The following is a 20,601-nucleotide window of genomic DNA, read 5'->3' as shown; positions in this document are numbered from 1 at the left end:
CTCGCTGAGTCCTCCGGGAGGGTCTGTTTCACGTGAAACAGACCCTCCCTTCTCTGTCTCTACCGATGCTGCCGGTGCCGGCGAATTCGGTGGTGCCGAGTTCGGCGCTGCCGTGTTCGCCCACTGCCGGAGAGTTGCGGGGGGTGCCTCTATGGTTTTCGTCAAGCCGCTGGGGTTTAGCCGTGGTTCGTAGAGAGTGCCGTCGCGCAACATGGCGTAGAGGGTGTCGCAACGACGGCGGGCGAGGGCGATGGCCTCGACCCGGGTGAAGACGGTGTCCCGGGACTCGCGGATGTCGGCGAGCATCCGGGCCAGTTGGGGCAGCACGATCGTGGCCGCGTTCGTCCCCACGACAGTGACTGTTTGCTGGCCGAGTGCGTCGATGATTTCGCCGGCAAGGCGTTCGCCCATCCGGGGTGCACGCTTTTTTAGCCGGTTTCCGATCCTGCGCCGACCTGCATGGCGCAAGGCTTCTGGGGTTGGCCAGGCCCGCAGCAGGTCCAACACTGCCGGGTGGTCCAGGCGCGGGCCAAGGACACGCTCCAGGGCAGGGGTGGATCTGGGTCAGCAGGCCTCGGATCCTGTTCGATGTTGCGTGGCCTGTTTTGCCAAGTCGTCGTCGAAGCCGCAGAGCATGGTCAGTTCGGCGAGCTGTTCATCGGCGATCTGGATGGAGCGCAGTGTGTGGGGCATGGTCCGGGCCGCTTCGGCGATGATGAACGCGTCCCGGGCGTCGGTTTTCGCTTCGCCCGGGTGCAGGTCCGCGATCCGGCGCATCGCCAGCCCGGGCAGGTATCCGACGGTGACACGGGCGGCCTGGGCAACCGCGACGGGGAGTGCACCGATCGTCGCGGGCTGGTCAACGACCAGCAGAATGCGGCCGTGTTTGCCCAGAGAAGTCAGTATTTCGCGCAGCCGGGCCTCGTCGTTGGGCAAAGCCTTGTCGAAGAGCTTCATCCCCGTCCGGTCCACTGCAACGGCGTGGTGCTCGCCCTTGCCGACGTCCAGGCCGATGAAGACATCAATGCTTTCGTGGTTTCCGATCACCTGTACCTCCCCGTCACAGCAGCTGATACCTGTGCTGGACTGTCCGCGGTGTCAGAGCCCGCATCCACGTTACGCACGACGATCCCAAACTGTCCTGCCTCTATTAGAGGTCTCTCCGGCACCTACCGGACCCCGGTGACAACACCCCCCGGATCATTGACGACTGGGGGCGGCAATCATGCCGGGGTCGGCAGGCCAGCACACCCTCATCCTGCAACAGGAACGGGCTACGAAAAAGGTAACGGGGCGGCACCGGTGGCGCCGACTAGTTCCGGCGGCTCTCTCGCTTCCGTCATGGCCCGGGCTCTCGCGGGTTGCGGCCGTGGGTGGGGGGCCGACGCAGTGCCGTGGTCTTTCTGTGGAAATCGTCAGCATCGCCGGCCCTGCTTGGGCGAGTCCGAGGGACACGTGCGGAACGACGGGCTGGTGCTGGGCAGGCGGGTGTCCCTGACTGGGGCGGAGCTTCCTGAGCGTGGAGTCCGATGCGTTTCCGGTGGCCGTACCGTCCACTCTGTTGCGTTCCGTGGGTGGAGCTTCTGATCGCATGGAACGGCCACACCGAGCATAAATGGCAGCTGCACAGTTCTCGTTGTTGCGGAAGGGCCCCCTCTCTGCCGGTGCCGCTGCGATCGCGCTAGTCAGCAACAGCCATCTTCGCCGCCTTCCAGAGCTCACTGACCATCTGGGCTGGAGTGGTCCGTCAATGTTTCACGTGAAACGGGGCCGCGAATCTGCGCCTTGCCCCATCGAACGCCAGGCAGGCTGGGCACCTATGTGAGGAGACAAAAGGGCAGATGAATCCGGCCAGCGGTTGGAGACCGCTGCGCAGTCGTCAATCCGGCAGCCGGACCACATCCCTGCCCATGCGAGTCCGCCTGCGGATTGGCGATCCGGCTCGGCCATTGCGCCGTAGGTGGTCAGCGCAATGCCGGTGGACTGGGGTGCCGACCAGTCGTTTGACCAAGGGTCCACCGTCTGCGTCATGATGGTCCGGCTTCCCCTTGCAAGGAATCGACCCACAGCTATGGCCCACCTTTGCCTGTCGGCCGGGCCGGCCGCGGGTGCGCCATGCGACCACATTGGTCCATGCCGGTGCGAAGCAGGAGAAGCGGCTCACTACGGCGCGGCTGCTGCTTGGCGGCGGAGCAAGCTCGCCGCAGCCACAGACGAACCTCGGAGCGACTGTTGTACCGTTCCCAGTCTCTGCGGGATCACCTGCTCCTGGGCGCCTCTGAAAGCGTCATATGGCGCCGCTACTGCGTTGTATGCCCGCGTGGTTGGCTGAACGAAGGCTAAGCAGGCTGCAGGGCATCCGAAGCCTTGCACGCCTCGGGATGCTCTAATACGGCACTGTCCGGTCCTGGCGGAGGCCGGCGGCACTCTCTCGCTGCTTACGATCACGGGTCGTGGGGGTAGCTTCCGTGAACGAAAATTGAAGTGGGTTGAACCGTGGGTTCGCGCGCGGGCCGGCAGGTTGGTCTGCTTGCTGCTTCGTCGGGTTCGGGCCATGGCTTTGTAGGAACGTTCCGGTGGTTACGGTAGAAATTGGCGCCGGACACGCGCCTCGAAAAGCGAACCTCAATAGAGGTCTCGATGTGGGCGTGGACGAAGATCGGGACAAAGTCGACGGCGCAGACCTGGACGCCGACCTTGGCGCGGGAACGGACGCGGGCCGTGATGCGGACGGTGATCTGGCGTCGGCGCCACAGGAAGCATGTAGTCTCGATCGCATTGTTGAAGACCTCTTGTGGGAGTCTGATCGCGAAAGCTGACCGGAACTGCCTCGCTTTGCGGATGTCTGCGTCCTTCGACTCCCCCGCTAACTTGCCGCTCACCCCTTTCGCCGGCTTGCACCCACGTCCCCGATTCCGCATTCGGTACATGATTGTGCCTGTCAGTTTGCCGGGACCCGGGCAAAGGGAACCGGGGCCCTGACACGCATCCTCCCCACCCAGGTAGCCGCGTGCCATGACCGCCAACGTTCTGCTGCAGTCCCGTCGCCGCATCCAGCTGTAACCATGCGCCATGGGGCATGCCGGCGTGCCAGGCATGCCTGATCTCCTTGGGGCCCCGGCGGGCGTGCTGTTCCTGCCGAAATTTTCAGCTTCTTCCGGTGAGCCCGACGCCTTATCCAATAGCCGAGATGGCCCTGGGGGGTCTTTCCCGGCACTCCGGACACGGCTCCCCTCATCCGGAACAGCACACCGGACGCCTCGCGGGCCTCCACACTGTGCCGCTGCTGACGCACCTGCCGGCTTGCCAGTACCCGCTTGATGTGAGTGCAGTGCAGATCCTGTACTGCTGCACACCGGCTGATCCTGCTGCAGAGTGGTTGGAAGGAGCCTTCCGGCAGGAGCTCAGGCCGCGCGACGCACCCGCGAGAAGGGAAGCAGAGGCCATGTGAAGTAGGGCCGGGGTCGTGCCGATTGATCCTAGACGCCGACCACGCCTTCCTGTGGATTCGTCCTGGCTGCAACTGTCTGGATGGCTCTTGTGTGGGCATCCAGCCGCCATCATAGGGAAGCAGCCGTGCTGCTGCATGTCCAACTACACAGCTACCCGCGCCGGGTCCGTTCCCCGGACCAGTGTGTTTCGGGCGGCCAGGTTCGTCGCCCCGGGCACCAGGGCGCAGTTGCCTGCAGGATCCAATCCGCTGATCGCACCGGACCCGTAAGTTGGTGCGGCAACCGGAGGGATTCAAACCGCAAAGAAGGAAGGTCTGCATCCGGACCAATCTGATTGGGTTCGGGACTCGTGCTTGCGCGTGTCAACTGTGCGGGCTCGACCGACCCGACCGCTTTTGCAGTCCGGCGCCTCCCTCATCCGAATCCCCGGGTCGACAGGCAATGCTTCAGTCAGGACAAGTCCAGGGCTGTCTCAATGCAAACAACGCATGGCAAACACACTGTCGACGAGCCTCTTCGTGTCTGCATCGGCCAACGGACACGGCGGTTCCGCGAGGACCGGTGTGGAAAGATGATCAACCGGACAGACCCAGCGAGGGCGTGGGGCCCGCCAAGGTCTCCGAGCTCAGAGCATGTGAGCTGCCCGGCAAAGCCCATCGATTCAGCGGGTGCCGTCGTCGCATCTTGGCCCGGCAAAACGATCCCCTGGACGTGGGGCGGGAGGGTTCCTTGGGACAGTGGCTCCGCTCCCCTGGTCTTCTTGAAGTCCGCCTTGCGCTGTGGAACATGCTGGCTTCGGCCGGCGCGACGGGCGATGCAATGACACGTCGGCGGTCCCGGCCCTCGACGGGTTTTGGTTCGACCCACCTGGATTTGCAGCTCCCGGCCGCCCTGGGATGACACGTCCGGAGGGTACTTCACCGCAGGTCAAAGCTGCATCCAGGTGAGGTTCGCGGGGCCGCTCCCGGCCCGAGTATTAGCCAGCGGCCGGTCGATGGCGCGGTGGATAGGGCGGTGGATATTGCTGTGGATAACTTTGTGGATTAGTGACTGACGGCAGCCCGCTAGGGACGCCAGATTCTTGTACGAGCTGCTGCCGTGACAACTGCCCCGAACCTCCTTTGAGGGCATACTGTCCGTTTCACGTGAAACATGATTATGGTGTGCAGCGGCGATGGTCGAAGCATTCGCGAAGATGTACTAAATCGCCGTTCTACGGTTAATTTTTCAGGGATATACGCTCGATGACCTGATTGCGGGCCAGAGTTCCTCATTGGGGTCCAGGACATATCCCCGGCACGGCGGGTGGCGGGTCAGAGGACCAGTACCGGAGGGGCGACGGCGCTCGGCCGCTCACCAGGAAGGGCATGTGAATAATCTCTCAGCACCTGTGGATAACGGTGTGAATAACTTCTGTGGAGAAACTGGTGGATATCGAGTGAGCTCCGGATCCTATAGCCGCTGGACAGGCGGGAAATGCTTGGGTGTCGGCCACCGCCGACCTCCGCTTGGTACCCAGCTCGGCGGTCGTGATGGCTCGTGGATTGACGGTCGGAAAGCCTGCGCCGGTCACTATGAGAGTGGGGAATTGCGGACAGACGCCGAGGGCTCGAAGGACATCCATAGCGGGCAGCGGCGGTTGCGGCGCCTGCCGGGGCGGGGGCCGGTTCGCGGCTGGACCTGGGTGTCCTTGGTCTTGTCGCCATGGAATCGAACCTGCTGCGCCGCGACTGTCAGGGCACAGACACCAACCTTCATGAGAACAAGACTTCATGAGAGCAGGCGTGCGATCTTCTTGTCCCGCGACTGCCGAATGGACCCTACCCGGGACACAAGAGCCGGCCCAATCCGGTCCCCTCTAGAGCAAAATGGGGCGGCCAGCCGCTAACGGCACAGGAGTTTGGGCAAGCCCAATGCAGCTTGAGTGGAGCCTGAGACCGAACCAGGCCTGGGCGGAGACAGTGGGCATTGACCAGCGGGGACAAGATCATGCCGCGGGCTGAACGGTGATGGTGATTGATGAACCGATCAGCCCGCGAACTCTGAACAGGCACTGCACGATTGACCTTGACCGCCGCCGGAGTGACCCTGGACCGGAACCCTGGTGAAGCGGAGCAGCGACTCTTACAGGGGCGTAGGACGCGGACCGGAGGCTGCGAGGGTCCAATTGTCGGGACGAGCCATGGATTGGACAAAGTGTCGGACCTGACCGTCAGAATCGCCTCAGAGCCGGGCCCTGTGTTTGGTCGGGTGCCCTATGGAATGCAGGACCGGTTCCGTGCGTCCCACGCCGCGCAGGGTGCGGGAACTGCGGCGGCCGTAACGGCGGCGGGGCGTGTTCATTCGATGACTGACTGCCGCAGCGATCCGAAATTGATCATCGGTTCGCTTTCAAATCAGACAACATGGGCCCATGGTCGCAAGCGGGCGGCCGAGAACGCCCATGAGCACTCTGCCCCAAGCTCCGGCGGCTGAGCACAGGCAAGTCCCCTCGCCGGTTCCGGGGCGCACTGCACGCCGCTTCAAAGGCACCCACGTTTGCCTGTCCCCACACACGGCGGTTCACAGAGGCCTGAAGGGGCTGGCGGCAGTTTTCATCGCTGGCTACGGACGGGAATCTTGGGTCTGCTTCGCCGCAGACTGTTTATGGTCCGCTGACATGTTTCACGTGAAACCAGGAGGTCTGGAGATGTTGGGACGGGATCGGATCCGGTGAACCGTGCGAAATCCGGTCTGTTATGCGGAATTTGGGTCGGAGCCGGCGGTGCTGGAGCGGGCGTTAGGGCGGGGAACGATGGCGTTCACGGGCGCAGGCCAACGTCCCTGGGGCCGTTCAGCCAAGGTTGGGCCGGGCCTTTCCAGCTGGGAGGCACAGACCATCAAGCGCATCTTTGCGTCCCACCGACCCCTTTTCCTGCGGAAATGGGCGGGCTGAGTCGGTAGCCGCAATTGGCTATCGAAGAGTCCACTATCACTTCGCTCCAAGTTGCGATTTATGGATTGCGACTAGGGGTGTTTCACGTGAAACATTGGCACGGCGGAGGTGGGCGGAAGTAGTCGGCACTCTCGCGACGTGCACACCCGTTTCACGTGAAACATGGGGAGCGTGGAGGTGGGCCGGACAATTCGGCAGCTGCGACGTACACACCTCTTTCACGTGAAACAGGGTCCGAACCGGGCGGCCGGTGGCTACGGCTGGTAGTGACTGGCCGGCATTGATCGCCGATCTTGGAAAACGGGGCGAATGTGTGTGTTAGAGACAGTCGATCGCAGTCCTGGTCACACGCCGGCTAGTCTACTATTTCGCCGCCGACCCGGGTGGCCCCCAACTCTCCCCGGACCCGTGGCGGACGTGCAGGAGCAGTCATGGCGTGTTGCGCTGGCAGGAGGGCCCTGACCCTGCCCGGACTCGGGGCGGCAGCGGAGTGCGGCGCCGCCTTAACGGCAGTATCGGTGGAAGCCTTCCCGTCAGAAAACCACGAACCTGGTATAAGTGAGACCTCTACCGTAGACTCCCCCGCGGCGGGCCACGAGTGTTGGAGTGCTTTTCGGGTCCGGACTCATCCGAAAGCCGTCCCAAACTTCATGACTCTGGAAGTTGGATGTTTCACGTGAAACACGTCCATTACGCGACATGGCGCATGGTGCTTCGGTGGAATTTGGGCAACCAACCCTCGGCATACACGCAGGCAACGCAAATCGACTGTGATGTTCTAATGGGAACCCGCCGTGTCTACGCACAGGTTCACATCGCGCACCGAACTGATAAGTGGGGGTGCAGCGGTCATCATGTTTCACGTGAAACAAGAGGGTGGCGTCCCCTAAGCAACGGCCAAACACCTTCCGTGACTGTCAGCACGAATAGCAGTTCGCCGGCCGAGGGGTAGCCCATTTCACAAGCCGGCGGCGCCCAGGGGAATTGTCAGCCAGCAGACCAAAGAACCAATCCGATAGACAGCCACCCAAGGTTGCAAAACCGGTCATGGCAGATTTAGGGGCTGTCCGCCTAGTCCTACTCCCCGATCGTGGGCCGTGGAGCACAACAAAAAAATGGCCCCCGCCAGAAGCGGGGGCCACTTTCGGTCAGCCTAGGACAGGACGTCCGCAAATTCCTTCTCGAAGAACTGCTTGGGCCGGGCGCCGATCACGGTGCCCTTGACCTCGCCGCCCTGGAACAGGTACACGGCAGGGATGGAGGTGATGCCGTACTCGGCAGCGATGGCCGGGTTGTCGTCAACGTTCACCTTGACCACATCAACCTTCTCGCCGTACTCGACCGAAATCTCGTCAAGAATCGGACCGAGCTTGCGGCAGGGGCCGCACCATTCGGCCCAGAAATCGACAATGACGGGCTTCTCGGAGGCCAGTACATCAGTGCTGAAGCTGGCGTCCGTTACGTCTTTTGCGTTGCTCATAACCTTTGTCTCTCTTCCGTTGGTTGCTGCGCGCCGGTTAGGCGTGGAAATCTGCGAGGTAGTGCTCGACGTCGAGGGCGGCCACGCACCCGGAACCGGAGGCCGTGATGGCCTGGCGGTAGGTCGGATCAATGACGTCACCGGCAGCGAAGACGCCCTGGACGCTGGTCTTCGAGGTGCGGCCGTCCACGGCGATGGTTCCCTCTACGGTCAGCTCGAGTTTGCCCTTGACCAGATCGGTGCGGGGATCGTTGCCGATTGCCACGAATACTCCGGTTACGGCCAGTTCGGATTCCGTGCCGTCCACCAGGTTCTTCAACCGCAATGCGGTGACTTTGTCCTGTCCCAACACGTCTTCCACACCGGTGTTCCACACAAAGTTGATCTTCTCGTGGGCCAAGGCGCGGTCAGCCATGATCTTTGAAGCGCGGAGGGCATCGCGGCGGTGGACCACCGTGACGGACTTGGCGAACTTGGTGAGGAACAGGGCCTCTTCCATGGCGGAGTCGCCGCCGCCAATGACGGCAATGTCTTGATCCTTGAAGAAGAAACCGTCGCAGGTTGCACACCAGCTCACACCGTGGCCCGAAAGCCTCTTCTCGTTCGGCAAGCCGAGCTCGCGGTAGGCCGAACCGGTGGAAAGAATGATGGAACGGGCCTTGAAGGTCTCCCCCGTGCCGATGGTGACGGTCTTGACGTCGCCGTCGAGGTCCAAATCGGTGACGTCCTCAAACTGGATCTCCGTGCCGAAACGGGCGGCCTGCTTCTCGAAGTTCTCCATCAGGTCCGGGCCCATGATGCCGTCGGGGAACCCTGGGTAGTTCTCCACGTCCGTAGTGTTCATCAGTTCGCCGCCGGCCGTAACCGAGCCTGCCAGGAGCAGCGGCTTCAGGTTCGCGCGCGCCGTGTACACCGCTGCGGTGTAGCCCGCCGGGCCGGAGCCGACGATGATGACATCACGTACTTCGGAGGCAGTGTTTTCTGCGTTGCTCACTGAACGGTGAACCTCTTCCTTTGTCGATGCGCCCGCCTCGATGGCCGGCCACATGGCACAACTATTGCCGGGCATTGAATATTCCGGCCGAAATGGGCGTCACGGAGCAACACCACTACTCAGGGTACCGGTTTGCCGGGGCCGGGGCCGGAGACGGCCCAGGATTACCGGCCATCCGGCGGGCGTGGCCTCCGCTGCACGACAGCCGCCTTAGGGCGCAGCGGCAGCCGTAGAGCGCAGCCGCAGCCTTACAGCGCAGCCGCCGCCTTTGGGCGCAGCGGCAGCCGCGCAGGGCCGTTACTGGACTTTGATTTCGGCCAAGCGCAGGCCGTACCCATAGCGGGTCTTGGGTGCGGCCAGCTTCGGAAGCTTCTTGATGGACACGATCACGTACTGCGCCGTGACGGGTTCAGACAGCGGCATGGTCAGGTCCGGTGACGTAAAGCTGTTGCTGCCAATCTGCTTTGCACCGTCCAGGGTCGGCTTGTCATTGGTGAAGACGCTGATGTTGCCACCGGAGGCCCCCAACTGGCTCAGAGTGACGGAAGAGACCTTGGAAGGGTCCTTCAGCTTGACCACGAGCGGAACTTCGGAGGCGAGTCCGCCCCAGTCGTCCGTCGCGAATTCCATGTCTGACCAGAAGCTCGCGCCGTTGCCGTCAAAAGTCTTGACGAGGTCGGAGTCGTAATTTCCGGCGAAATCGAAGTTGCCGAGTCGCGTCACGTCTTCGATGACGGGCGGTCCGGCCGCCGGCGCCTCGGTGGCGGTCGACGACGGCTGCGCGGTGGACGGTTCCGGTGCGCTGGAGGAGGCGGAGGTTGCGGCGTTGGTCTGCGGGCTGCTCTTGAAGAGGCTGCCAAGGTTGGTGACCGCGAAGATCAGGCCGACCACCAGCACGGCAGCCAGGAGCCCGCCCACCAGCCAGCGCATGGAACGCGGCTCCCGGTTGGGCTCGTCCTCGTCTTCGTACTCGTACTCGTCCTCATCCTGGTCGACGGCGGCACGGGCGGAGGCGGGGAAGTTGCCCGGAGCCCGATCCGCCGAGTCGAAGCCGGCAGCAGCCACTCCGGCAGCCGCGGCTGCGCCGCCGTGGTGCTCTCCGCCGCGGTGATCGTCACCGGTGTAGTCGTCGTCGGACCACAAGGAAACTTTTGGTGCCGCGGCGGTTGCCGGCTGCTGCGCTGCCGGTTCGGCCTGGCGGGGCGAGCCGTTCTGGACGGGCTGCGGCGCCGTTGAATGCGCCGCCGTCTCCTGCGGTGCGGTTGTGGGTGCCCTGGCGGCCGCCGCGGCTGCTGCCGCGGCAGCAGGAGCGGAAGCGGGCCGCGACGGTACTCCCGCGGGGGGCGGTGCCGGAGAAGCCGGCGGCTGTGCGTTTGTGCCCTGGGCCTGGCCATAGTTGATGTACCCGGCGTCGACTTCCTCGTCGTCGTAAAGCCCGTCGTAGGTTTCGGGTTCGTGGGAGCGGGCCTGCCCAAAGATCTCGCTGCCCAGCGTGTCCGTGAAGAAGGGTTCGACGTACGGCGGGTTGGAAGAGACCACAAGATCCAGCAGATCCGCGGCCGAGGTGTGGTTGGTGATCAGGTACGTGGTGGCGTCGCTGACGCCAAGATCGAGGATCTGCACGTTGCCGGGACGTTCGCCCGTGGCCACTTCACGGGCGCTCTGGGCCACCTGGTCGGCGTTGCCCGGGCCTGCGACGAGTATGCTCACGGGGCGGTTGAGCACCTGGTCCACACCGTCCAGCACCAGATCCTGGTCATGTGAGGTCAGTACGGTGGCAGTGACCTTGTAGCGGCCACCGAGTACTGATCCGACATCGATCGGGTGGGACACGGGCTCCTCCTAGACTGTCCGGGACCTGCCGACGTGGTCACTCCGAGAGCGACCGTGTGCCCTCCGGTAAGCCGGTTGACCGCTGGTCCGCAACTTCCCTTGTTAGTCTTCGATCCTAGCCGATGCTCTGTCCAGGCCGCGTGAGCACGGCAGTTCGAAACGGAGCCGGGATCATTTTTTCTTTTTCCCGCCAAACGGGAAGTGGGGGTTGTGGCCGGCCGGCCCCTGGTAGGTGCGGCGGCCCGGCAGGGGAACATCGCCCTTGCCCAAGCCGCCCTGCGCGGTGCTGGGGAGGTCTTCTGCCGGCAGGTAACCGCCCTCCGGGCCAGCGGGACGGCCGTAAGGGAACGAGTCCTCTTCCCGAATGTCGGGACCGGCACGGAACGACTCGGCGTCGAACTCGCCGGAAATTCGCGGAATCAGGCCCGTATCCACCGAGACGGTGGCCCGCTCCGGTGCCCTCCGGACCTCCGCCGCGCCGTCTGCCTGCGGCCCCGTGCCGGGCCCTGCGGCGGTGCTGCGCCGGAGCCGCCCAAGCAGCGGCTGCAGGAGGTCCTGCAGCTCGGTGACCCGGAAGAGCTTCAGCAGCAGGAAATAGGCGGCCAGCATGACGGGACCGACGACGACGATTGTCACCAGGGCGGCGGTCCGGTCGCTCCAGGCGTAGCCGTCCGGGTTGTAGCTGCCCAGCAGCCACAACGCCACAGCTCCGGCCAGGGCGGAACCCAGGGCCGCATACCCCATGCGGATGTAGGAGCTGGCGATGCGGGGCCCGTCGAGGTGGCCCAGGAGCCGGCGCAGGAAGGTCGCGCTGACGATCACGGAAAGGATGTTGCCGGCCGTGTAGAGGATCGCGATGGCGAAGATGATCTGATCGAACGGCAGGAACTGGATCGCGAACGCGGCCGACAGGTTGACCAGCGCCAGGACCAGCTGGATGAAGAACGGCGTCCGTGCGTCCTCATTGGCGTAGAACACCCGCGACATCATGAAGTTGGCGCTCATGAACGGGGTGCTGAGGGCCAGGATCGTGAGGGTTTGGGCCAGCATGACGCCGTCCAGGCGATTGTTGCCGGAGAAGAACATGCCCAGCGGTCCGGCCAGCGCGAAGAGCGCCAGCGCGCCGAAGACGGTTGCCACGGCCATGGTCCGCAGCCCGTGGGAGAGCGCGTTTCGCAGGGCGGCCCGGTCACCGTCCTGGGACGCCCGGGTCATCCGGTTGAACAGCACGGTGGCCAGGGACAGGGCAATGATGGAGTGCGGCAGAAGGTACAGCTGGCTGGCCACCTCCAGCACCGCGTTGCCCGGAATGAAGGCTGCCGCGGGATCCCCGGCCTGCTGGAGGCGGAGCCGTTCCGCGCCCGGGATCGTCGCGATGCGCATGACGTAAAGGAAGGCGAACTGCCCGACGGCGGCTGTCGCCAGGGTCCAGACGCTCAGCTTCGCGGCATGGCCCAGACCGACCCCGCGCCAGCCGAAGCGCGGCCGCAGCCCCAGCCGGAGCCTGAACACGGGGATGAGCAGCACGGCGGTCTGGGTGACGACGCCGATTGTGGAGAACCCGGCGACGAGGATGGTCTGGAACGGGCCCCAGTTGTCGATCGTGTGCGGGTTGGTGGCGTTGGACCCCATGATGCCGATGAACATGCCCAGCCCGGCGATCGCCACGACGTTGTTGATGATTGGCGCCCACATCGCGGGTCCAAAGGCCCCGTGGGCGTTGAGGACCTGGGTCAGCAGGGCGTACAGGCCGTAGAAGAAGATCTGCGGAAGGCACCAGAACGCGAACGACACCGCGAGGGCCTTCTGCTGCGGCGAGTAGCCCTGGGTGGTCAGTTGAATGACTGACGGCGCCAGGAGCGTGACCAGCAGCGTGAGAACGAGCAGCACCAGCACCGCCAGCGTCAGCAGCCGGCTGATGTAGTCCGCTCCCTTGTCCGGCGCCTTGCTGGCTTTGATGATCTGCGGCACCAGAACAGCATTGAACACCCCGCCGGCCACCAGCAGGAAGATCAGGTTGGGAAGGTTGTTGGCGTTGATGAAAGTGTCGTTGACCGTCGAGCCCAGGCCCAGGGCGGCGGCCAGCATCCAGGTCTTGGCGAAGCCCAGGAAACGCGAAACGAGGGTTCCGGCGGCCATGACGGCGCTGGAACGGGCTTCTCCGGATTGGGCAGCTTTGGAATCGGCGGGGCCGGAGGGTACGGGGGCGGGTTTGGCTGATGACATCGTCTTCATCGTCTCACCCGCGCGGGGCATTAGTCGCTATCCGTGGACGTGACCGGCCGCACCGGCGAGGTTTCGATCCCTCTAGTGCACTTCCGGCAGGACTTCTTTGGCCAGATCCGCGATGCGGCGTTCGTTGGGGAAGGACAGCTTGCGCGCCAGCTCCTGGATCGGAACCCACGCGACGTCCACGGCTTCCTTGTCCGGATCGTTTTCGATGGTGAGTTCCCCGCCGGTGGCCCGCAACAGGTAGTGGTGCACGGTCTTGTGGACGCGGTGCCCGCTCACGGTGAACCAGTAGTCGATGCTCCCCAGCGGTGCCAGGATCCTGCCTTCGATCCCGGTTTCCTCGGCGATCTCGCGGACCGCGGCTTCCTCGTTGCTTTCCTTGCCTTCCGGGTGGCCCTTCGGCAGGCACCACTCGAGACGTCCGCCGCGGTTAAGGCGCGCGATGATCGCTACCCGCAGGTCGGCGTCGGACATGTCCACCACGACGCCGCCGGCGGAGATTTCCTCCACGGTGGGCAGGGAGGCCTGGCCCGTGTGCTGGACAGGCGCGACGTTGGCACCTATTGCCGACGGCAACGGTGCGTTTGTCCTCCTGCCGGGAGCGCTCGGTACGGGATGGGCCATGAGGTCCACTCTAACGACTCTTGCCCGCTGTTGATGACCTAAACATGGCCGGAAAGTAGACGGCCGGGAAAGTCGGCCCGCGCCGGTTCGTGCGCAATCGTGACGAACCCGCCGGATCCTTGCGGGTTCCGGTGTGGTGCTGGCGCGGTTTTCTGACAAGCTTAAGTAACTATGGCGCACGCACATCACAAGACTGACTCTCACACCGTTTCTTTCCAGGTGGATCCGGTGGTTCTGGAGCTCGGGCAGCGCTTCGTCGACGCCGGCCACGAGCTGTCCCTCGTGGGCGGGCCGGTCCGTGACCTTTTTCTTGGCCGGGTCTCGCCCGACCTGGACTTCACCACTGACGCCACTCCGGACCAGACGGTTGCCCTGATCAAGAAATGGGCGGACAACTACTGGGAGATCGGGCGCGCCTTCGGCACCATCGGGATGCGCAAGGACGACTTCCAGATCGAAATCACCACCTACCGGGCCGACGCCTACGATCCGGAGTCCCGCAAGCCGATAGTGGCCTTCGGAACATCCCTGACGGATGACCTGCTGCGGCGGGACTTCACGATCAATGCCATGGCCCTGCGGCTGCCCATGCTGGAGCTCGTCGATCCTTTCGGCGGCGTCCGCGACCTGCACGCCTCGATCCTCAACACGCCCGGGCCGCCGGAAACGTCCTTCTCCGACGACCCCCTGCGCATGATGCGCGCCGCGAGGTTCGCGGCCCAACTGGGGGTGTCGCTGCACGCCGACGTCCGCGAGGCCATGGTCCGGATGGCGGAACGGATCAGCATCATCTCGGCCGAACGCGTGCGCGATGAACTGATCAAGCTCATCTGCGCCGCGCAGCCGCGGGCCGGCGTGGACCTGCTGGTCGATACCGGGCTTGCGGACCTGGTGCTGCCGGAAGTCTCGGCCCTGCGCCTGGAATCCGATGAACACCACCGCCACAAGGACGTCTACCAGCACTCGCTGCAGGTCCTGGAACAGGCAGCAGCGCTGGAGTCGAAGGCGGACGGCCCGGTTCCCGGCCCGGACTTCGTGTTGCGGTTCGCCGCCCTCATGCACGACGTCGGCAAGCCGGCCACGCGCCGCTTTGAACCGGGCGGCGCAGTGAGCTTCCGCCACCACGACATGGTGGGCGCCAAGCTGACCGCCAAGCGCATGAAGGCGCTGCGCTTCGACAACGACACCATCAAGGCCGTGGCCAGGCTTGTGGAGCTGCACATGCGCTTTTACGGCTACGGTGAGGCCGGCTGGAGCGATTCCGCGGTCCGCCGCTACATCACCGACGCCGGTCCCCTCCTGGAGCGCCTGCACCGGCTCACCCGCTCCGATGTCACCACCCGGAACCAGCGCAAGGCGGACCGGCTGTCCTTCGCCTACGACGACCTCGAGGACAGGATTGCGGCGCTGCGGGAGCAGGAGTCCCTCGACGCCGTCCGCCCGGACCTGGACGGCGGCCGGATTATGGCGCTGCTTGGTCTCAAGCCCGGTCCCGTGGTGGGCCGCGCCTACAAATTCCTGCTGGAAGAACGCATGGAGCACGGCCCGCTCGATCCCGCCGTCGCCGAATCCCGCCTGCGGGACTGGTGGGCGGCACAGCCCGAGGCGGCGCCCGCCGGCGCCGAACTCTCCACCACTGAGGAGTCCTAAGTGATTGCACCATCCAACGGCCCCCGCCCCCAACTGTGGATCCTGCGGCACGGTGAAACAGAGTGGTCCAAGAGCGGGCAATACACCGGTCTCACGGACATGCCCCTCACGGTGGAAGGCGAGCAGCAGGCCGTGGAGGCGCGCAGGGTGCTCGAGACCGTCGACTTCGACCTCGTACTGACCTCACCCCTGCGCCGCGCCCGCCGGACCGCCGAACTCGCCGGCTACCCCGACGCCCAGTTGGAGCCGCTGGCGGTGGAGTGGGACTACGGCGACTACGAGGGCATCAGCTCGGACCTCATCCGCAAGGACAACCCCGAATACCTGATCTGGACGCACGGCGTGCCCAATGGTGAAGCGCTCGACGACGTCGCCGCCCGCGCGGACAAGATCGTGGCCCGGGTGCTCGAATCGGGTCTGGACAATGTGCTGATCGTCGCGCACGGGCATTTCTCCCGCATCCTGACCGCCCGGTGGCTCGGATTGGACCCCCGCGAGGGCCGGCATTTCGTGTTGGGGACCGCCAAAGTCTGCACACTGGGATGGGATAAGAAGACACCGGCAATCGTGCGCTGGGGACTCTAAAACCGGTTTTTAAAACAAACTTAAAAAAAGTTTATGAATTCGGTAGGCAACTGCCGCATTCGTAGTGTATTTTTATTTCTGACCCCAAGGCGACTTGCCGGGGTCACGGCGCGCGTCGCCCGGCCTGTCAGCCGGAGCCACGGCAGAACAGAAAAGGAGGTTGGGAAAATGATGATTACTTTGACTAGCGGATGGATGTACTCCACCACCGCCAACCCGGCCTCGTTCGCTGACCCGCGCCCAAATGTCGGACTGACTGTTTCCTGACCGCTTTCCCGTCCCAGGCAATGCAGCCTGGGGCCCGCGGCAGTTGGCCTTCCATGACGGAAAGCCCAATGACGGCAGCCTGAACAGGCGGAACCACGCGGTTGCGCAGCCTCCCCATAGTTCGGAACCCAGCTTCTTGTTGGGGTTTCGGCGCTACCGCGTCCAGGGGCCATTCTCCATCGAATAACTTTTTCCTATCCGGAATTCCGGCCTAATTAAGGCCAGGGATTTTCGGGCTAATTGCCACGCCCGGAACCGGTTATTCGAATTCCCTGCATCCAGCGCTCTATTTGTCGCGCCCAAAATACGGCGGCCCGTTTCATCCGCCCATTCCTGCTGCCTCCTGTTCGCCCCATTGAACCAAGGCGGCTCAATCCCCACCAACGAAAGGTCCCTGTGACTACCGCAACCACCGCTCCTGCCCACCGCACAGCCCTGCCCGCCACCAGGGCGCGCCGATCGAGTCCCCGAGGGGAGGTAAGAACCATGATGAACAAGCTCTATACGGTCCTGTTCCGAAAGCTGAGCCGCAGGGAGTCGACACGCTTCAACGGCCAACTCCTGGACCAAAGGCGGGACGACACGTTCCTCGCCATGCATCAGGCCGGCCTGATTCGCTGACGCCCGATCTGCTGACGGCCGGACATTTCCGCCACCGGCGCATGGACTAGTCCCGTGCAGCGGCGGAGCCCGTTGCCGGCAGGACTGTCCGCAGCGAAGGAGGACCTGATGACTGACATTGGAACCGATCCCAGGGAGCCCGTGCGTCGCCGCACGGGCTCCCCCTTTTAAGCATCCCTTCGTGGCCAGCCGTTGTGGCGGCCTCCGATACGACGTGCCAGCGAAGACCGCGGCGCGGCACGGGTCAATGTCCCCCGGTAAGCTCAAGGTCATGCAGGAGACAAAGCCGCCGGAGCGCAAACGGGTCCGATTGGTCATCCCGAGCCGCAGCGACCCTTTTCTCCGAAACTTCACGGAACTGGTAGGCGGTCCCTTGGGCCACCGCTCGGCGCCCGGGATCGTTTCGCCGGGATTCTTTACGGTGGATCGTGTTCTGGTCATCCTCACTGTCCTCGCCGCCCTGGCCGGGATTCTGCTCAAGAACTTCTGCCGCACCAACGGCTGGGAAACACCCGGGCAGTTCTACGCCACGTGCTACTCGGACTTTCCGGAGCTGTTCCGCAACCGAGGCCTCGGCGATGGCGCCTTCCCCTTCATTACCCCGGGAAGCCTCTTCGAGTACCCCGTGCTGATGGGGTTGATCGCGGGTGCCACCGCACTTCTGGTGCCCGGCGCCGGCACCGACGATCCCCGCGTCCTTGGCTACTTCGACGTCAACGCCACCCTGATCGCCGCCGTCTGGATCATCACCGTGCTGGCCACGGCACGGACGAACCGCCGGCGGTCCTGGGACGCGGCGATGGTTGCCCTCGCCCCCGGCATTGTCCTGGCGGGCGTCATTAACTGGGACATGTGGGCCGTGTGCATGCTGGCTCTTGGCATGTACTTCTTTGCGCGGAACAAGCTCGTCCTCGCCGGGATCTTCATCGGCCTGGGCACGGCCACCAAGCTCTACCCGCTGTTGATCCTCGGCGCCGTCCTGCTGCTGGCGCTCCGGAGCGGGCGCATCCGGGCGCTGCTGATCACGGCTGGCGCCGCAACCGCGGCCTGGCTGGCGGTCAACGTCCCGGCAGCCGCGGCAAATCCGGACGGCTGGAAGTACTTCTACCAGTTCACGCAGGAGCGGCCGGCGGGCTACAGCTCGCCCTGGTTCGCCTACAACCTGGTGGCCGCCCGGCTGGGCTGGAATCCGCTTGAGGCCGCGGCCATCAACTCCCTGGCACTGGACCTGTTTCTCCTGGCCTGCATCCTGATTGCGGTCCTGGCACTGACGGCACCCCGCCGGCCGAGGATCGCGCAGCTGGCGTTCCTGATCGTGGCCGCGTTCATCCTGACCAACAAGGTGTACTCCCCCCAGTTCGTGTTGTGGCTGATCCCCCTGATCGCCCTTGCCCGGCCCCGCTGGCGTGACTTCGTCATCTGGCAAGCCATCGAAGCGCTGCACTGGGGCGCCATCTGGATGTACCTCGGGCAGGCAACCAGCGGCGGCTCGACCCAGCACAACATCGACATGCCCTACTACGTCCTGGCCGTGGTTGCCCACATGCTCGCCACCGCGTACCTGATGGCCCGTGTCGCCTGGGACATCTGGGATCCGTCCAGCGACGTGATCCGCCGCCACCGCATCGATGATCCGCATGGCGGCCCCTTCGACGGTGCCCCGGACTGGCTGCGGATTGATCTGCGCCGGCCCGCGGCGTCCCTGGTGCCGTGGCGGAAGAGTGCCGTGGCGGAAAGCCACAGCGCATGACTGACGTCGCCGTCGTCGGTTCCGGCCCCAACGGGCTGGCCGCGGCGGTGACCATGGCGCGGGCCGGACTCAAAGTCCACGTGTTCGAGGCGGCCGCCACACCCGGCGGCGGACTGCGCACCGCCGAACTGATGGAACCGGGCCACTTCCACGACGTCTGTTCGGCCGTGCACCCCATGGTTCTGGCCTCACCCTTTTTCCGCCGGTTCGAGCTGTCCAGGCGCGTGCCCCTGGAGGTGCCCGAGCTCTCGTACGGATCCCCGCTCGACGGCGGCCGCGCGGCGCTGGCCTACCGTTCCCTGGACCGCACCGTTGCGGAACTCGGGAGGGACGGCGCCGCCTACCGCCAGCTCATGGAGCCCCTCGTGCGGCGGGTGGAGGGCGTCGCGGACCTCACCCTGAACCAGCTGCTGCGGATTCCGGCAGATCCCCTGGCCGCCGCCGCGTTCGGCCTCCGGGCGCTCGAACAAGGCTCGCCGCTGTGGAATGCGAGGTTCAGCCAGGACCTGGCTCCCGCACTGCTGAGCGGCGTCGCCGCTCATGCCGTGGCGCCGCTGCCCTCGATCACCGCCGCCGGCGCCGGGCTGATGCTGGGCGCCCTGGGCCATGCCGGCGGCTGGCCGGTTCCGCGCGGCGGATCGGCCGCGATTGCCCGGGCGCTGACCGCTGACATCGAGGCCCATGGCGGGGTGGTCGAGACCGGCAGGCGGATCACATCGCTCGCGGAGCTGCCGCCGGCCCGGGCCACGCTGCTGGATGTGGCACCCCCCGCGCTGCTGCACCTGGCGGAGGGCCGGCTCCCGTCGCGCTATAAGAGCGCCCTGGCGTCCTTCCGCTTCGGGAACGCTTCCTGCAAGGTCGATTTCATCCTCTCCGGACCGGTGCCGTGGGCGGCGGACGGCCTCGCCGATGCCGGGACGGTGCACGTGGGCGGCACCCGGGCGGAAACCGCCGAAGCGGAACGCCTGGTCGCCTCGGGACGGCATCCGGACCGGCCCTACGTGCTGGTATCCCAGCCCTCGCGTTTTGATGCCGGCCGCGCGCCGGCCGGCCGGCACATCCTGTGGACCTATTGCCACGTTCCGGCCGGTTCCACTGTGGACATGAGCGATGCGGTCATGGCGCAACTGGAGCGCTTCGCGCCCGGGTTCCGGGATGTGGTGGTGCAGTTCAAGGTGACCACGGCCGCAGGGCTGGCGGCGTACGACGAGAACTTCGTTGGTGGGGACTTCGGCGCAGGCCGCATGGACCTTTGGGGCATGTTGCGGCGGCCGGTGCTGAGCCCGGTGCCCTGGCGGACGCCGCTGCCAGGGGTGTACTTGTGCTCGTCGTCGACCCCGCCCGGTCCCGGCGTCACCGGGATGCCCGGCTTCCACGCCGCCCGGCATGCCCTCAAGGACATGTTCGGTCTCGGCGTCCCGGACCTCGGATACCGGGTCCCCTAGCCGCTAGCCCCGACGCGGCGCCGCAGCGGCCGCCGTCGCCGCCCTGGCGGACAGCCGTCCGTCGCGCATGCTCGCGACGGCGTCGGTGAGCGGGACGAAATCGGTGTCGTGGGTGACCATGACCGTTGCCACGCTGAACTCGTCGGTGACCTGCCGCAGCAACCGGATGATCGCTTCGCTGCGCTGGTGGTCAAGGGCTGCCGTCGGCTCGTCCACCAGCAGCACGGCAGGGTTGCCCATGAGTGCCCGGGCAATGTTGACGCGCTGGCGCTGGCCGCCGGAGAGCTGGTGCGGCCGCTTCGCCAGCGCATGCCCGAGGCCGACAAGGTCCAGCAGAGCCGCGGCGCGTTCCCCGGCCGCCCGCGCCGTCCCGCCGCGCAGGCGCTGGGTGATCACGAGCTGCTCCACCGCGGTGAGGGAGGGCAGGAGGTTGGGCTGCTGGAAGATGATGCCGATCTTGTCCCGCCGCAGTGCGGTGCGGCCGGAGTCGGGCAATCCGCCGGCGTCCTCGCCGTCGACCACCACCAGGCCGGCGGTGGGCCGGACCAGGGTGGCGGCGACGGCCAGCAGGGACGACTTGCCGGACCCCGAGGGGCCGATCAGGGACACGAATTCGCCTGCGTTCACCTTGAGGCTCACGGAATCCAGGGCCTTAAGGGTGCCGTCTCCGTCCGGGTACTCCAGGGTGACGTTGACGAGGTTCAGGGCGGTGTTGTTCAGGGTTGAGTTCACG

Annotated in this window: 12 protein-coding genes and 1 pseudogene; 6 read left to right on the top strand and 7 right to left on the bottom strand. The window is 65.2% G+C overall.

What is annotated here, in order from left to right:
- Positions 1 to 177: 177 nt before the first annotated feature.
- Positions 178 to 1,044: pseudogene (locus AC1DBX_RS11600) on the bottom strand (IS110 family transposase); the annotation flags it as partial.
- Between the two features lie 1,532 nt (positions 1,045 to 2,576).
- Here AC1DBX_RS11600 and AC1DBX_RS11595 point away from each other — a divergent pair.
- Positions 2,577 to 2,819 carry a hypothetical protein gene (locus AC1DBX_RS11595; protein ID WP_230008313.1) on the top strand — a complete coding sequence of 81 codons (243 nt, stop codon included), beginning with the start codon at positions 2,577 to 2,579 and terminating at the stop codon, positions 2,817 to 2,819.
- Between the two features lie 4,721 nt (positions 2,820 to 7,540).
- On the opposite strand, the gene trxA is transcribed toward AC1DBX_RS11595, so the two are convergent.
- The 5 genes from trxA to AC1DBX_RS11570 form a co-directional block, all read right to left on the bottom strand.
- Positions 7,541 to 7,867: a thioredoxin gene (gene trxA, locus AC1DBX_RS11590; protein WP_223914875.1), complete on the bottom strand. Its 327-nt coding sequence runs from the start codon at positions 7,865 to 7,867 to the stop codon at positions 7,541 to 7,543.
- A gap of 37 nt (positions 7,868 to 7,904) precedes the next feature.
- Positions 7,905 to 8,861, bottom strand: coding sequence for a thioredoxin-disulfide reductase (gene trxB, locus AC1DBX_RS11585; RefSeq protein WP_476931790.1), 957 nt, complete (start codon positions 8,859 to 8,861; stop codon positions 7,905 to 7,907).
- 297 nt (positions 8,862 to 9,158) lie between these two features.
- A complete protein-coding gene (locus AC1DBX_RS11580) occupies positions 9,159 to 10,694 on the bottom strand; it encodes an ABC transporter substrate-binding protein (protein ID WP_476850702.1) in 1,536 nt (511 codons plus the stop codon).
- 171 nt (positions 10,695 to 10,865) lie between these two features.
- Positions 10,866 to 12,929 (bottom strand): murein biosynthesis integral membrane protein MurJ, encoded by a 2,064-nt coding sequence (gene murJ, locus AC1DBX_RS11575; protein WP_476931831.1) that lies wholly within the window; start codon positions 12,927 to 12,929, stop codon positions 10,866 to 10,868.
- A 72-nt stretch (positions 12,930 to 13,001) separates the two neighbouring features.
- On the bottom strand, positions 13,002 to 13,550 hold the full coding sequence (locus AC1DBX_RS11570) for an NUDIX hydrolase (RefSeq protein ID WP_476850700.1): 549 nt from the start codon (positions 13,548 to 13,550) through the stop codon (positions 13,002 to 13,004).
- A gap of 171 nt (positions 13,551 to 13,721) precedes the next feature.
- Here AC1DBX_RS11570 and AC1DBX_RS11565 point away from each other — a divergent pair, with 171 nt between their 5' ends.
- The 5 genes from AC1DBX_RS11565 (at position 13,722) to AC1DBX_RS11545 (ending at position 19,868) form a co-directional block, all read left to right on the top strand.
- Positions 13,722 to 15,200 (top strand): CCA tRNA nucleotidyltransferase, encoded by a 1,479-nt coding sequence (locus AC1DBX_RS11565; RefSeq protein ID WP_223914879.1) that lies wholly within the window; start codon positions 13,722 to 13,724, stop codon positions 15,198 to 15,200.
- Positions 15,201 to 15,785: a histidine phosphatase family protein gene (locus AC1DBX_RS11560; RefSeq protein WP_028277661.1), complete on the top strand. Its 585-nt coding sequence runs from the start codon at positions 15,201 to 15,203 to the stop codon at positions 15,783 to 15,785.
- Positions 15,786 to 16,538: 753 nt separating this feature from the next.
- On the top strand, positions 16,539 to 16,673 hold the full coding sequence (locus AC1DBX_RS11555; protein ID WP_263407439.1) for a hypothetical protein: 135 nt from the start codon (positions 16,539 to 16,541) through the stop codon (positions 16,671 to 16,673).
- A 271-nt stretch (positions 16,674 to 16,944) separates the two neighbouring features.
- Complete coding sequence (locus AC1DBX_RS11550; RefSeq protein ID WP_476931789.1) at positions 16,945 to 18,423, top strand: glycosyltransferase family 87 protein; 1,479 nt, start codon at positions 16,945 to 16,947, stop codon at positions 18,421 to 18,423.
- Positions 18,420 to 19,868: a phytoene desaturase family protein gene (locus AC1DBX_RS11545; protein WP_476856765.1), complete on the top strand. Its 1,449-nt coding sequence runs from the start codon at positions 18,420 to 18,422 to the stop codon at positions 19,866 to 19,868. Before AC1DBX_RS11550 ends, AC1DBX_RS11545 begins: the two co-directional genes overlap by 4 nt.
- 3 nt (positions 19,869 to 19,871) lie before the next feature.
- Here AC1DBX_RS11545 and AC1DBX_RS11540 read toward each other — a convergent pair whose 3' ends face one another.
- Positions 19,872 to 20,600 carry an ABC transporter ATP-binding protein gene (locus AC1DBX_RS11540; protein ID WP_476870309.1) on the bottom strand — a complete coding sequence of 243 codons (729 nt, stop codon included), beginning with the start codon at positions 20,598 to 20,600 and terminating at the stop codon, positions 19,872 to 19,874.
- Between the last annotated feature and the right edge of the window lies 1 nt (position 20,601).

The sequence above is a fragment of the Arthrobacter sp. 10N44_2 genome (assembly GCF_056394385.1).
Note: the sequence above shows the minus strand (reverse complement) of the source record. Positions and strands in the feature narration are given on the sequence as shown.

What these genes read in the sequence shown, in the direction of transcription:
- trxA (WP_223914875.1), bottom strand. Translation starts at nt 7,867, where the DNA reads ATGAGCAACGCAAAAGACGTAACGGACGCCAGCTTCAGCACTGATGTA.
- AC1DBX_RS11570 (WP_476850700.1), bottom strand. Translation starts at nt 13,550, where the DNA reads ATGGCCCATCCCGTACCGAGCGCTCCCGGCAGGAGGACAAACGCACCG.
- AC1DBX_RS11545 (WP_476856765.1), top strand. Translation starts at nt 18,420, where the DNA reads ATGACTGACGTCGCCGTCGTCGGTTCCGGCCCCAACGGGCTGGCCGCG.
- AC1DBX_RS11550 (WP_476931789.1), top strand. Translation starts at nt 16,945, where the DNA reads ATGCAGGAGACAAAGCCGCCGGAGCGCAAACGGGTCCGATTGGTCATC.
- AC1DBX_RS11565 (WP_223914879.1), top strand. Translation starts at nt 13,722, where the DNA reads ATGGCGCACGCACATCACAAGACTGACTCTCACACCGTTTCTTTCCAG.
- murJ (WP_476931831.1), bottom strand. Translation starts at nt 12,929, where the DNA reads ATGAAGACGATGTCATCAGCCAAACCCGCCCCCGTACCCTCCGGCCCC.
- AC1DBX_RS11555 (WP_263407439.1), top strand. Translation starts at nt 16,539, where the DNA reads ATGATGAACAAGCTCTATACGGTCCTGTTCCGAAAGCTGAGCCGCAGG.